Source organism: Citrifermentans bremense R1, assembly GCF_000426865.1.
Classification (GTDB): Bacteria; Desulfobacterota; Desulfuromonadia; order Geobacterales; family Geobacteraceae; genus Geomonas; species Geomonas bremensis.
Genome location: NZ_AUGE01000031.1, coordinates 1 through 14,634, shown reverse-complemented (window position 1 = coordinate 14,634; position 14,634 = coordinate 1). Strand labels below are relative to the sequence as shown.

General features: G+C 59.3%; 9 protein-coding genes. 7 read left to right on the top strand and 2 right to left on the bottom strand.

The genetic code is table 11. From position 1 onward, the window contains the following. Positions 1-242: 242 nt before the first annotated feature. Both K419_RS0115865 and K419_RS0115860 read left to right on the top strand, forming a co-directional pair. Positions 243-1,937 (top strand): HEAT repeat domain-containing protein, encoded by a 1,695-nt coding sequence (locus K419_RS0115865; RefSeq protein WP_026842447.1) that lies wholly within the window; start codon positions 243-245, stop codon positions 1,935-1,937. A 2-nt stretch (positions 1,938-1,939) separates the two neighbouring features. Then, positions 1,940-3,376 (top strand): HD-GYP domain-containing protein, encoded by a 1,437-nt coding sequence (locus K419_RS0115860; protein ID WP_026842446.1) that lies wholly within the window; start codon positions 1,940-1,942, stop codon positions 3,374-3,376. 24 nt (positions 3,377-3,400) lie between these two features. Here K419_RS0115860 and K419_RS0115855 read toward each other — a convergent pair whose 3' ends face one another. Then, positions 3,401-4,024, bottom strand: a complete 624-nt coding sequence (locus K419_RS0115855) for a hypothetical protein (protein WP_026842445.1) — start codon at positions 4,022-4,024, stop codon at positions 3,401-3,403. Between the two features lie 349 nt (positions 4,025-4,373). Between K419_RS0115855 and K419_RS0115850 the strand changes: the two genes are divergently transcribed. The 4 genes from K419_RS0115850 (at position 4,374) to K419_RS0115835 (ending at position 12,020) form a co-directional block, all read left to right on the top strand. Then, entirely contained in the window at positions 4,374-6,425 is a 2,052-nt protein-coding gene (locus tag K419_RS0115850) for a serine protein kinase (RefSeq protein ID WP_012528692.1), read from the top strand. Positions 6,426-6,562: 137 nt separating this feature from the next. Then, positions 6,563-7,924 carry a DUF444 family protein gene (locus K419_RS0115845; protein WP_026842444.1) on the top strand — a complete coding sequence of 454 codons (1,362 nt, stop codon included), beginning with the start codon at positions 6,563-6,565 and terminating at the stop codon, positions 7,922-7,924. Between the two features lie 166 nt (positions 7,925-8,090). Then, positions 8,091-9,716 carry a SpoVR family protein gene (locus K419_RS0115840; protein WP_026842443.1) on the top strand — a complete coding sequence of 542 codons (1,626 nt, stop codon included), beginning with the start codon at positions 8,091-8,093 and terminating at the stop codon, positions 9,714-9,716. Positions 9,717-9,731: 15 nt separating this feature from the next. Further along, on the top strand, positions 9,732-12,020 hold the full coding sequence (locus K419_RS0115835; protein WP_026842442.1) for a serine protein kinase PrkA: 2,289 nt from the start codon (positions 9,732-9,734) through the stop codon (positions 12,018-12,020). A 234-nt stretch (positions 12,021-12,254) separates the two neighbouring features. On the opposite strand, the gene K419_RS0115830 is transcribed toward K419_RS0115835, so the two are convergent. Continuing rightward, positions 12,255-13,436: a methyl-accepting chemotaxis protein gene (locus K419_RS0115830; RefSeq protein WP_026842441.1), complete on the bottom strand. Its 1,182-nt coding sequence runs from the start codon at positions 13,434-13,436 to the stop codon at positions 12,255-12,257. A 277-nt stretch (positions 13,437-13,713) separates the two neighbouring features. Between K419_RS0115830 and K419_RS0115825 the strand changes: the two genes are divergently transcribed. Continuing rightward, the gene (locus K419_RS0115825) at positions 13,714-14,535 is read left to right on the top strand and encodes a (Fe-S)-binding protein (protein WP_026842440.1); all 822 of its coding nucleotides are present in this window, start codon (positions 13,714-13,716) and stop codon (positions 14,533-14,535) included. The last annotated feature ends 99 nt before the right edge of the window (positions 14,536-14,634 follow it).

Sequence of the window (14,634 nt, the reverse complement as noted above, 5' to 3'; positions counted from 1 at the left end):
GCAAAAATGAAGGGAGCCGGCCCCAGTGCCGGCTCCCTTTTTTATCGGCAGCTTGCTTCTCCTGGTTCCCAAGCGGTCGCAGCTTTTTCCTTTCATTAATCCTCCGGCTTTACACAATTTTTGCATCTGCGTATACTACCGGGGATTTCGGCCGATCAGCGTCAGATTTCCGTCACCCCCTTCTTCACATTCATGAGTAAATGCGGCAAAAAACTAGACACGAGAAAAATATAGAGGATCGCATGGCCAACCCGGGAAGGCAGCACGAAGAGGTTAGCAAGGAAGAGTACGCCTCGGCTAACCTGGTCATGATCGCCATGGTGAAGACCTCGAAGGCGCTCCGGATCTACCTGCCTAACAACCCGATACTGATCGGTTTCACGGACGACCTGAACGGCAAGATGACGGGGCACCTGGACCAATACGGAGAGTTCCCCCTCGACGTGGAACCTTTCGTCCTGCGGTACAAGGGGAAGGACATCTACCAGAACCAGGACCCCAAGGAGAGCATGGCCTGCCGCATGTACGCGGACGGCATCAGGGCGCTGTTTTTCCTGCCGGGGGTGGAATCGAGTGAGCTGATGGCATTCGTCGGGGTGGCGGGTTTCGAACTGGGCACGAGCGACGAGGACGTGGTGACCCAGCTTTGGGAGAGGGATCTCCCGCACCTGCGCTATCTACTTGAGGAGGACTTTATCGAGGGGCACCTCGAGGTGGACCTGACCGAACCGGGGTCCCAGCAGGCGGCGGTGACCAGGGTGTACCAGGCGCTGGCCCAGCAGATCCCACCCCAGCCGAGGATGATTCCCAAGCACCTGCTCATGCTGACCGGCGAAGAGGAGAAATGGCTCAGAAAGGCCCGGCAGGTCGAGGCTCGCAGAAATGGCCTCGACGACGTGGTCAACATCCTCTCCGCCATCCTGGCCGGGGTGAAGGAACCGGTCATATTCTGGGATTTCGTCGGGATCATGGGAAACCTCACCACCAACATGTTCCTCGCCGGCGAGATCGGGCAGGCGCTGCGACTGATCCGGTTCATGGACCAGTTGATGAAGCTGGGATCCACCCTGCCGGAACAGCAAAAGTTTTTAGCCGAGGCCCTTGCCGGCATACTCGACCTCCAGACGGTGCAGGTACTGCAGGAGACTTTGGACGGCAGCGAGGCGGTGACGCACCAGGAGCTGAAGGAACTTCTACATATCTTTGGCTTGCCCTCGCTCGGGGCGATCTGCGAGCTGCTGGGAAGGGTGGAGAAGCTCAAGGTGCGCAAGGTGATCATCGAGGTGCTGGTTGAACTCGGCCGCGAAAATCCCGCCGTGTTCGCTCCTTTCCTGAACGATTCCCGCTGGTACCTGGTACGAAATATGGTTCTCGTTCTTTCACTGGTGGGAACCCCAGTGGCCCTGGACATGATCATCAAGCTGATCCCCCACAAGGAGGCGAGGATCCGGCGCGAGGTGCTTGGCTACCTGGAGCGCTCCGGAGACCTCAAGGCGAAGGCGTACATCGTCAAGTACCTGCGGGACGACTCCAGCGCGCTTCGCATCAAGGCGCTCCAGGTCCTGGCGCGGGAGAAGCTCCCCTTCGCGCTCAAGCCTATCGCTGCGCTCACCACCGCGGAAGAGTTCGCCAATCGCGAGTTGCCGGAGAAAAAGGCGGTGTACGAGGCGTTGGGGGAACTGGGGGGCGAGGAGATGCTCCCCATGTTCAGGGATATGCTGCTGAAAAAGTTCTGGTTTCAAAAGGCGGCCGAGAAGGAAAGCGCACAGTTGGCGGCGGCAGGGCTGGTACGGATGCAGACCGGCCAGGCTTTGGCGCTTTTGCAGGAGGCGCGTAACAGCAAGCGTTCCGGCGAGGTAAGGGATCTTTTGGAGCAGGCCATCGCCGCCCTGGCTCTCGCGCGGGCGAAGAGGAGCGGTAATGCAGGCGAGGTGTGAACATGCAACTTGAGAAAGAGCGCGACAGCCTGAGCAACGAGATGGCCAGCCTCGGCAAGGCCTTGGTCCTGCAGCTCTTCATACTGCTCAAGACTTCCAGTAACTACAGCGAAGGGCACGCGGCGCTGGACCTGCCGCTAGCCAACCTGCTGAAGGTGGTGCGGGATATCGCCCGTAGAAACGAGGACGCCTCGCTGAGGCTCCGTGGAGGGCACCTCTACCTTGGCGAGCTGCGGCTCAAGCCGGACATCGCCAATTTCGAGGCGCCGCGATACGTGATCGAGGAGATGAAGCGCAATCTGGTGGGAAGGCTCTCTTTCATGCCGGAGGTGAGCGCGGACGACCTGCGCCGGTTCGTCTACGCCTTGCGGGAGGTGGACGCCGCCGAGCTACTCGACGCTTACACCGGCCTTCTCGATGGGATGCAGCAGAGGATGGTCGCCCATATCGAGGTGGAGGTACTGCGCGACGACGAGGTGCTGATTCCGGACACGGTGCGGTTGCAGGAGAACAACCTCAAGGCCCGCCCTCTGTACAAGAAGGTGCTGGCCGCCATGGACGAGGTGGCGGCGCAGATGGCGGCCGGGCGGAGCCTGAGGCTTCGGGAGTCGAAGCGGGTGGTGCAGCAGATGATCGACCTGCTCTTCAGCCACGAGTCGGACCTTCTCGGGCTCAGCACCATGCGCTCCCACGACCGCTCCTCTCAGCACCATGCCGCCAACGTCTGCATCCTCTCGTTGGTGATGGGCAAAAGGCTCGGCATGTCCAAGTTCCATCTCTGCGAACTGGGGCTCGCCGCGCTGTTCCACGATTTGGGCAAAGCCGACGTCTCCAAGGAGATACTGGACAAGCCTAGCGCGCTGACGCGCGAGGAACGGCGCATCATGGAGAACCACGTTCTTTACGGCGTGAAGAAGGTGATGAAGCTGAAGGGATTCGATGCCCTTTCCTCCCGGATCATCACCGGGATCTTTGAGCACCATCTGCAGGCGGATTTTTCGGGGTATCCGCGTTTTCCCTACCAAAGGCTCAGCCTCTTCGGCAGGATCATCAACATCGCGGACTGTTATGACGGGCTTACCTCGTCCCGGGTCAGCGGCAGGAACGCCTATCCCCCCCACAAGGCGCTCAGGGTGATGCTCGCCCAGGCGGGAACGGCGTACGACCAGCCGCTTTTGAAGCTCTTCATTAACTGCATCGGCATACATGCCATCGGTTCCTTGCTGCTTCTCGACAGCAAGGAGTTGGCGGTTGTCGTGGGGAACAGCGCGGACCCCACCCAGTGGGATAGCCCCCGCGTGCGCATCATCGCCGACGCCAAAGGGCGCGAGGTCGAGGGGGAGATCATCGACTTAGGCCATCCGACCTGTTTCAGGACCATTTCCGCCACCCTCGACCCCTACCTCTACGACCTCGATGTGAGCCGCTATTTCTACTAGTCATCCCTGCCGCAAGAACTGAAGCTAGTCGTACACAACGGTAAGCAGCGGCGGGTTCTCGTTGGTCTCGTCTATTCTGATCCTTCCAGGGGCTGGGGTGGTGAGGTCGTCCTCCTGGGATATGCGCACCTGGAAGAACTTGAGTTTCTGGATCTGGGCTTCCACCATGAGCGGTGTCACGTCGACCACGACCTCGCTGTTGACGTCAATCGACGAGATCGGGCGGGAGATGACGCTTCCCAGCGACGACAGCTGGTCGAAATCGGTAGCCACAACGGGCGGGGCGAAGGATACTAGATCGATCCTTATCCGTACGTTCACCGTCGGAGGCAGCACAGTCAAATCACGTATCACGATGCCGAGCTGGGCGGAACGAATCCGGGCATTCAGGGGGACCGTGGCGAGCGGGAACTGCAGGAACGCGCGGTACACGTCGTCGTTGCCGGGATTCACACCGGCCAAGACGCCGTTGACGGGCGACGCAGCTGTCAAGGTCAGGAACCCTCCTGAATCGACGACATGCGCGTCCACGTCGATGTCGCTTGGTATCGTGGTCTCGATGATCGGGCGTTCGTCGTTCCCCCCGCCGCATCCGGCCATGACCAGCAGCAGCCCCACAAGCACCAGTCCGAGAAGTTTTCCTTTCATGTTTGCCTCCTGCTCTACCTTCTAATTAAAAGCCACCTCGCCCAGCAGTGCTCAATGGTATCAAAGGGCTGGGAAAAGAAAAGGACCTTGATTTTATTGGCCCATGCGAATTCCCTCCTCTTGCACATGTAGCAGGTCCGGGTACAATACATTAGCTCAATTCTAATGTATGCGCAACACTAGCCTTGCTTATTCATGCTGACGCCTAATTTTCAGCAGGGGGCTAGGTGCATAGAGCCCCGCCAGTAAAGACTTTGCCAAAAAACTTTTGCCGGGCGTATAATTTTTCTTGGATGCCAAAACCAATGAGAGAGAACCGCACCATACGTAAAGAACGCGGAGGGACACCATGACTGCGAAGAACGAAACGCTCCGTCAACACCTGGCCGCCGTCAAGGCGGGAGAAAGGGTCTTTGAGAACGCCTTCCAGGGGATCATCCGCATGATCCTGGAGCCGGGTTTCGAAAAGGTGGTCGTCAACGGCAAGACGACCTACGATTTCAACATCTTCCGGACCGGCCGCAAGCACACCATCGGGATGTACGACGAGATCAACAGTTTCGTCTCCTTCGTCAAGGATGCAGCTGAAGGGGGGTCCAGTAAGGAGATGGCCTTCGTCCTGGTGGGCGAGCCGGGCAACGGCAAGACCTTTTTCGTCGAGTTCTTGTGCGGCAAGTACCGGAACTTCCTCCAGGGGAAAAACCGCAAATACAGCTTCCGGTTCCTCAATATGGACCGGCTCGGCAACTACGGCAGGATCCGGGAAATCGACTCGGAGACCTACGAGGACCCGATGATCCTGGCGATGAACCTCTTCGAGGACCCGGACGAGAGCCGCCGTTTCATCGCTGAGCAGGGTTTCTCCGAGGCCGAGTTGGACACCCTCTACCGCAACTACCGGCCGCTTGGCGCCAGCACCGGTTACATACTGAACGAGATCCGGGACTACCTGGACAACGACGTTGACAAGATCCTGGAGAGCATCGCCATCATGCCTGTTCCGATGAGCGAGAGCCTCGGCACCCTCACCGGCAAATACCCGGCCAAGGATAAGATCACCTCGTCGGCTGTGGACCTTTTGGGAGAGGAATCTATACAGAGGCTTTTGCACCTCTCCGATACCAACAACCCGTACCGCTTCGACCTGCGCCGCGGAGCACTGGCGCGCGTGGCCGGGGGTGGCGTGCATTTCAGCGACGAGATCTTCAAGAACAAGAAGGACTTGGTCCAGGTGTACCTCGGGGTGATCCAGAACCGCGCCATCGAGATCGACGGCTACAAGTGGCCGATCGACTCCATGATCATCGCCACCAGCAACAACTCCGAGTTCAACCGTTTCCTGGCGGAGAAGGAAGAAGCACCTATCGTCGACCGCTGCAGGATCTGCTACGTCTCGCACAACACCAACTACCGGATGCAGGAAGGGCTCACCGGCTACGCCATCGGGAGCGACTCCAAGACCACTCTGACCCGGGAAGTTTTGCACCAGGACCCGAACCTCAACTATGCAGCTTCCGTCGGCGTGGTGCTGACCAGGCTTCCCAGGAGTGAGAAGCTCACTCCCATTGAGACAATGAAGCTTGCGGCTGGCGAGGTCGCCGGCGAGAAGAGCATCAAGGCGCTGGCCGAGGTGATCGACACCCTTGGACAGGAGCCTGACATCACCAAGCGCTTCGGGCAGCGCGGTCTGGGGCACAGGAGCCTTGGGCGCAGCATCCAGATCCTCAAAGAGAGCTCGGAGACCAACGAGGGGCGCTGCATGGTGGCCTACGACGTCTTCAGGAGCTTGGAGCGGGTGGTGCTCGACTACGTGGTGGAGCCCAACGAGCGGGCCAAATACCTGGAGGATCTGAAGACAGGGAAGCAGCTCTACCGCGAGCGGATCATGACCGAGATGTTCAACGCCTACATGGATGAGCCATTCGCCATCAAAAAGGACGTGCAGAACTACGTCAACATGATCATCGGGATTGACGCCGAGAACCTGGGGCCGGACCGGATGTGGAAGTACAAGGATCCCCAGACCGGCGAGCTGAAGGCGTTGAAGATCGACGAGCGCTACGTGAAGAGCGTCGAGGAGCGCATAGGGCTCAAGACCGAGGAGCAGCGGGCGTCTTTCAGGACCTCGATCCGCAAGATCTACGGTCAGAAGATTTCCGTGGACCCGAGCTACGACTTCATGGACAACCTGGAGCTGGTGAAGGCGGTAACCGACGTGCGGCTCAAATCCGACATCGCCGGCGCAGGGAGCCTGATCGGCGCCCTGGCCAACCGGACCAACGAGGAGAATCAGAAGCTCTACGACCGCATGATCGTCACCATGCTCGGCAAGCTCGGCTACTGCCGCACCTGCGCCCAGAAGACGATAGAGTACTTCTGCACACAGGAAGATGAGAGCTAGGCAGAGAGCAGGGGCAAGGGGCTAGGGACTGGGGGCTAAAAGGCAGGGGCTAGGGACTGGGGACTGGGGACTAGGGGCTGGCGGCGGACAAGGGCAACTAAGGACTTGTCCACCGTAGCCTGATAAGGCGAAGGCGGATGAAAGATCTGGGAAAATACCTCGAAGAACTGAAGGAGAAGGGCCTGGATCCCGAGCGGTATGCGCGGTATCTCGACGAACTCGCGGTCACTCGCGACGTCCCAACGTCCGACAGGCGCGGTCCTTTTCCAAACTTCTCCAAGAGCCTCTACTCCTGGCAGGACTTGGCCGTGCTGCAGGACCAGGAGAGGGTCCCTAACCCTTACCAGTGCCACATGAAGGCGTTGGACGAACTCCTGGAGCGGGACCGGCAGCGCGAGAAGGACGGCTTCCCCAGGAAGATCAAAGTGGGGCGGTTGATCAAGCCGGGCAAAGGGGGGAAGGGGAAGATCGTTGTTGTTCCTTCCACCGAAGAGGAGAAGTTCCTGCACGACCCCACCATACGGCCTCCGGGAGAGGGTGGTTCCACCGGGGGGAGCGGCAAGGGTGACGAAGGGGAGGTCATCGGCGAACAGAAGGTGCGGGAGACCGGCGAGGAGCCGGGGCAGGGTCCGGGACAGGGAGAGGGGGAATCCCACGAGATGGGGGCCTCCGCCTACGAGCTGGGCAAAGTGCTGACCGAGCAGTTCCAGCTCCCCAACCTGAAGGAAAAAGGGAAGAAGCGCTCCTTCACCCGTTACATCTACGACCTCACCGACCGCAACCGCGGCTCGGGGCAGGTGCTGGACAAGAAGGCGACACTTAGAAAGATCGTGGAGACCAATATCTCGCTCGGGAACGTACCGGACCCAGGCGACATGGATCCGACCCGCTTTCTCATCTCGCCGCGCGACAAGGTGTACCGCATCTTTTCCCAGGAAAAGGATTACGAGCCGCAGGCTATGGTCTTTTTCCTGCGCGACTACTCCGGTTCCATGGCCGGCAAGGTGACCGAGCTGGTCGCGACCCAGCACGTGATGATCTACAGCTGGCTTTTGTACCAGTACGCCGGGCAGGTGGAATCGCGCTTCATCCTGCACGATACCGAGGCCAAAGAGGTTCCCGATTTCGACACCTACTACAACTCCCGGGTCGCCGGCGGGACCGAAGTGGCGAGCGCGTACAAGCTGGTCAACGAGATCGTGGCCAAGGAGAACCTCGCCGCCGACTACAACATTTATGTATTCCACGGCACCGACGGCGACGACTGGGACACCGGCGGAGACAAGTCAATCCCGGAGCTGGTCAAGATCCTTTCCTACGTAAGCCGCATGGGGGTGACCATCGCCGAGCACGCGGGGACCCAATGGACCGAGGTGGCGCGTTACCTGGAGAACTCTGGGCTTTTGCGCGACAAGCCGGACCTCTTGCGGCTGGACGTGATGCATGAGGACGCCGAGGAGTCGCGAGTGATCGAGGGGATCAAGAAGCTCATCTCTTAGAGGCAGAGGTGAAGCAGATTAAGAGGTGAGGCAGATTAAGATTAAGAGGTGAAGCAGGGGAAGCAGAGGAAACAGGTTAAGACTAAGAGGTGAAGCAGATTGAGCATTGAGGGTTCTACTTAATCTTAATCTCAATCTTAACCTGCTTAGCTTTTCTGAGGCTTTTATGGAACTGATCAACCAACATACCAAAGAGATCATGGAAGGGTGCAAGGAGCGGGCGCGCGCCGCCGGACTCTCTTTCACCGACGAGAGCCTCGAATACATCGTGACCAACCGCGACCTCATCGAGCTCTCCCCCAAGGTCATGATCCCGACCCTTTACGACTATTGGGTGCACGACGTCGAGGTGCTCCGGGGAAAGGGGGAGTACGAGCTCTACCCGCATAACCCCTACGAGACGGTGATCAATACCCGTCCGCCGATTTCGTTCTACAACGACAACAATCCCGACTGGCTCAACGTGATGATCTTCTACCACGTGCTGGGCCACATCGATTTCTTCCAGAACAACCTCTACTTCCGCCATACCTGGGAGTACGACTTCACCGGGCAGGCGCTTTCGGATAAGAGGGTGATCGCCAAGCTGCGGGCCGAGAAGGGGCGCTGGGTGGATTACATCCTTGAGTTTGCCCGCTCCATCGACAACCTGGTGGCCTACCACGACGAACTGTCGCCGCTTTTCAAGTCTCCCGATACCGCTACCTCAAGCCGGCTCGACTACTATTTCGACGTCTTTTTGCAGGTGGAGAAGAAGCTGCCGGTAGCCGAATACCTGAAGGAGGTGGCGCGCTACAACGAAGCGGTCCTCCAGGATAAAGAGGAAGGGGAGCGGGTCTTCTTCGCCGAGGTGACGACCAAGTATCCGGAAATGGAGGCGCATTTCGCCAAGAGCCGGAACGTGAAAAGGGTGGAGCGGCGCGACCTGCTCCGCTTCCTGATCGAGAACTCGGAATTCCTGGCCCGCGACGAGAACCGCTGGATGCGCTCCGTGCTCGAGGTGGTGAGGAAAACCTCCATTTTCTTTCAGCCGCAGATCCGCACCAAGATCATGAACGAGGGGTGGGCGAGCTACTGGCACGAGAAGCTTTTCCTGGTGGACGACCGCATCAAGGGGCACGAGGTCGACTTCGCCCGCGTGCATGCCGGGGTCACCTCCATGCCCCGAGTGGGTATGAACCCGTACGCGCTCGGCATGCGCCTCATGTACCAGTTGAAGGATATGGGGGACAAGGGGAGGACAGGGTACGACTTCCACCGCCTCTCCGACGCGAACCAGCGGAAGGAGTTTGACGCGAAGACCGAGCAGGGGGACGATTTTCTGTTCAAGGTCAGGAGCAACTACTGCGACTACCTCTTCATCAAGGAGTTCGTGGACCAGGACTTCACCAACCGCTACGACCTCTTCGTCACCGGGAAGAGGCTGGACCCGCAGCGCATGGTCTGGCAGTACTACGTGAAGAGCCGAGACGCGCGCGAGTACCGGGACATGGTGCTTGCCTCGCTGTACCACCCGCCGCATATAGAGATAGCCCCGGAGCGGGGCGAGGACGGCTCTCTGTACCTCGTGCACCACTTCGAGGGGAAACAGCTGGTCTCGGAGTACATCGCCAACACCATGGTGGGTATAGAGTACCTCTGGGGGGCGCCGGTACAGCTTGAGACCAGCGAGGCGGTGATCGAACAGACCCGCGGCACCGCCGGCAAGGAGGGTGGTGAGGAAGCGGACATCACCTGGCAGCGCGTAGTCTACACCATGAAGGAAAAAACCTTGAGCCGGCAGGTACTGTGACAGGCGGATAAGCTCATGCCAGATCTACAGACAGTGATAAAGCAGTTGAGCCGCACCATCGTGGAGCACAAGAACGCGGCGCATATGTCCTTCGAGGAGTTCATGCAGCTCGCCACTGAGCAGCCGGAAAGGGTGATGCGCAATATCTTCCAGCTCTTCCACGATATGGTGAAGAACTACGTCAGCGAGGGGACCGACGAGTATCCGGAGGATCCGGAGTCGATCAACTTCGTCCCCTACGATACCCGGAAGCTCTTCGTGGAGAACTCGGACCGCCCCTTCTTCGCGGACCGCCTGTTCGCCAACCGCTTCATCAACCACGTGGCCGCCATGAAGAGCGGGGCACGCCAGAACAAGATCTACATCTTCGAGGGCCCCCCGGGCTCCGGCAAGAGCACCTTCTTGAACAACATCCTGATGAAGTTCGAGGAGTATGCGAGCACGGAGCAGGGCACCTGCCACGAGGTGGTGTGGCACCTGGACCGCCGCGTGCTGGGGAGCTTCAAGGAGCACCAGGTGAGCGCCTTCGTCGAGAAGCTCTCCCACCTTCTGGACGAGTACGAGTTGGAGTCGCACGAGCATATCGACACCCGGGCCCTTCTGCGCGGCGGCGACGTGGTCGAGGTCCCCTGCCCTTCGCACGACTCCCCGCTGCTGATGATCGACAAAGCGCAGCGCAGGGCGTTTTTCGACGACCTGTTCCAGAACGATTCCTTCAAGTGGAAGCTCTTCACTGAGAAAGAATTCGACTGGGTCTTCCGCGATTCCCCCTGCACCATCTGCACCTCCATCTTTCAGGCGCTTTCGGCGAGGCTGGAGGACCCGGCCGATATCTTCAGCATGATCAAGGTCCGTCCTTACCGCTTCAACCGCAGGCTCGGGGAGGGGATCACCGTCTTCAACCCGGGCGACAAGTCGATGAAGCAGAACATCCTCACCAACGACATGCTGCAGAGAAAGATCGACCTCCTTTTGGGCGACAGCAACGAGGTGAAATACATCTTCTCCAACTTCGCCAAGACCAACAACGGCATCTATGCCCTCATGGACGTCAAGTCCCACAACGCGGAGCGCCTGCTGGAGCTGCACAACATCATCAGCGAGGGGATCCACAAGGTCGAGGACATCGAGGAGAACGTGAGGAGCCTCTTCATCGCCCTGATGAACCCGGAAGACGAGCGGAGCATCGAGGGGGTGCAGTCATTCTCCGACCGCATCGAGTTCATCAACATCCCCTATGTCATGGACTTGAACACCGAGGTGGAGATCTACCGAAACATCTTCGGCAAGCATATCGACGGGAGCTTCCTCCCCCGGGTGCTGCACAACTTCGCGCGTGTCATCATCTCGACCCGGATGAACGTGAAGTCCGACGCCCTTTTAGAGTGGATCGGCGACCCGGAGAAGTACCGGTTCTACTGCGACGAGAATCTGCAGATCCTGAAGATGGAGATCTACACCGGGCACATCCCCGACTGGCTCACCGAAGAGGACAGAAAGAGGCTCAACGCCAAGCGGAGGAAGAAGATCATCGCGGAGAGCGAGCACGAGGGGGACCACGGCTTCTCCGGGCGTGAATCGATCAAGATCTTCTCCGATTTTTACGCCGCCTATGCCAGAAAAGACAAGATGATCACCATGAGCCACCTCTCCACCTTCTTCACCAGGTGGCACAAGGAGCTCAAGGAATCGATCCCCGATGGCTTCATGGAGTCGCTGGTGCACAACTACGATTACGTGGTGCTCCAGGAGGTGAAGGAGGCGCTCTACTACTACAACGAGTCCCAGATCGAGCGCGACATCCTGCACTACATGTTCGCCGTCAACTTCGAGCCCGGCGCGGTCGAGGTCTGCCGCTTCACCGGAGAGAAGCTGGAGATAACCGAGGACTTCCTGGCCGGCATCGAAAGGCGGCTCATTGGACCCAAGGCGGAGGACGAGGCGAGGCTGGCGTTCCGGCAGGAGACTCAGAGGGAGTACACCGGCCGCACCCTGACCCAAGAAATCATGGTCGAAGGTAAGCCCGCACAGGAGACGACGCTGTTCCAGTCGCTGCACGACCGCTACGTATTCAACCTGAAGGAGAAGGTTCTGGAGCCGTTCCTGGAGAACGCCAACTTCCGGCGCGCCATCAAGGACTTCGATACCGAGGCTTTCAAGACCTACGACAAGAGGATCCGGGATGACGTCACCTTCCTGATCAACAACCTCAGCTCAGAGAAGTTCAAGTACACCAAGCAGTTCGCCAAAGAAATCTGCGTCTATGTCATAGACAACGACCTCGCCCGCAAGTTCCACGTCTGAAAGCAAGTGACGAGAACCAATTGACAATTGACAACTAAAACCCACTTAAAGCAATTGATAATTGACAATTAAAACCTGGACATCAAAGAAAGGGGAATGACAGCCAACCTCCGGCAGCGGTCATTCCCCTTTGTCTTTGGTCCTGAAGCCTCCCTCGCCAGCCTATGCCATGCCCGACGAAGCCGGGGTTTCGGTTTTCGTTGTCAATTATCCATTGTCAATTGTCAATTGGTGTTAGACGGTTTTAAACCGGTTCACCATCTCCTGTAACGAGCGTGCCGAAGCGGCCAGTTCCGCCGCCGCGCGGGCCGAGTTCTGCGCTCCGCTCGCCGCTTCCTCGACCACCCCGATTATGTCCCTCATGCTGTCGGTGATGTTTGACGTGGTCGCCGACTGCTCCTCCGCTGCGATCGCCACTTGCGACACGTACTCCAGAAGCGGCGTTATCTGCTCCTTGATGGTCCCGATGGCGTGGCTGGAATGCTGCACGTCCTCCGTCCCGCTTCTGACACTGCCGGCACTCCGCTCCATCAGCCCCACCACGTTTTTTACGTCGCCCTGCAGGCTGCGGATGATGCTCTGCACCTCATGGGTCGAGGCGGTGGTCCTTTCCGCGAGCCTTCTCACCTCGTCGGCCACCACCGCGAAGCCCCGACCCTGCTCCCCGGCTCGTGCCGCTTCGATCGCTGCATTGAGCGCCAAAAGGTTGGTCTGGTCCGCGATGTCCTCGATGGCCACCACGATGTCGCCTATCTTGTCGGAGTTGGTCCCCAGCGCCTTGACCGCGTCCACCGTCCCGGTCACCATCCGCTCTATCTCCTCCATTACCGAGGTCATACGGGTGATGGTCTCCTCCCCCCTTGTCGTAGCGCTGCTGGTGCTGCCCGCGCGGTCCGCCATCTGCTGACAGCTCAAAGCTATGTCGTTGCTTACCCCCGCCATCTCGACCACCGAGCTGGAGACGGAGTTGGATTGTCGCGAGGCGTGCTCGGTTCCTTGCGCCATCTGTTGCGAGGTGGCACTCAGTTCGGAAGACGCCAGGGTGAGATGGTCGGCGGTCTGCTTGATGCCTGCGAGCATCCCCCGCATCGACTCCTGGAGTTTCTGCACCGCGTGCAGCATCTGGCTGATCTCGTTATGGCGGTTAACTACGATCTGCTCGCTCAGGTCCCCGTGGGCCATGGTCTCCAGATAACTGACGGTCCTGGCGAGGGGATTCCTGATGGACCAGATGTTGATCCAGCCGAACAGTCCCCCGGCGACTATGAAGAGGGTGACGGAGCCGTATTTGATCAGCGGCGAGTCGGCCTGCGAGGCGATCACCGATGCGACAAGGCAGAGGCTGTAGCAGACGCAGAGCAGGCCCAGCCTGAATTTGATGGTGAGGTCGAGATAATAGTTCCAGATCGGGTTCATGCCTTTCTCCTTGCCGGTGGTGCGCCAACGCGTTGCAGAGTGGCGAACGATGTTTTGATACGTCTGCCTTATCGGGGAGGGTCGAGAAAACTTGACGGGTTATGTATACAAAATGTGGCGTATTTGCAGAAAATAATCTGGCGAGGGGGAGGGGGGAACTGTTTTAGAGGTGAGGCAAAAAACAGGGCTGGGATGGAAAAAGTTGTGCCTTGGGGCCCTCAAAACATGGTAGTCTTGAGCCCCGTCAGTGAGTTCAGGAGGTTGAAGGAGGTCGGGAATGAACGAGATGATCTCTGCAGAGATACGTCGCTTCGTACAGGAGGAAAGCGGCAACCGGTTCGGTGAGAGCGGGGAGCGCTACTTCGACGACCCCTTGGTCGGGTTCGCCGCGGCGGACGATCCCCTTTTTCTCGAATACAAGGAAGTGATCGGTGGATTTCACTTAACCCCTGAGGAGCTGGCCGAAACCGCGGAAGGAGGTTGCTGGCAACCTCGCTCCGTGATCTGCTGGGTGCTCCCCATTACCGAGACGACGCGCGCCGGCAACCGTACCGAGACTGTGTACCCGTCACGTGCCTGGGCTCAAACCCGGCACCACGGCGAAGCCTTCAACACCTCGCTGCGCCGGCACATGGTCCGGTTTTTGGTGGAGCGCGGCCACCACGCTTTAGCACCGCAACTGCATCCCGGTTGGCGCGAGTACGGCGAGACTCCGGTCGGCATCGCCTCATCCTGGTCCGAGCGTCATGCCGCCTACGCCGCAGGGCTTGGCACCTTCAGCCTGAATGACGCGCTCATCACGGAGCGCGGCATAGCGCACCGGTTGGGAACGGTGATTACCGACCTGGCCCTTACGCCTTCGCCGCGCCCCTATCTGCACCACAAGATCAACTGCCTGTGGCACCGCAACGGGACCTGCGGCGCCTGCATCGGCCGCTGCCCGGTGGGGGCTCTTTCCAAGGAGGGGCACGACAAGCGGATCTGCCGTGACCACGTCTACGGCACCATACCGGCCAAGGTGGCCGAGCAATATCAGGTCGCCAGCACCGGGTGCGGTCTTTGCCAGACCAGGGTTCCTTGCGAGGGGAAGATTCCGTAACCGGGGAGTTGGCAAAAGAGCCCCCCTCCCGGTTGCGGAGGCGGGATGGGGCAGCCGCGGCGTGGCCACCGGATTCCCCCTCCCTGTCCCTCCCCCTCC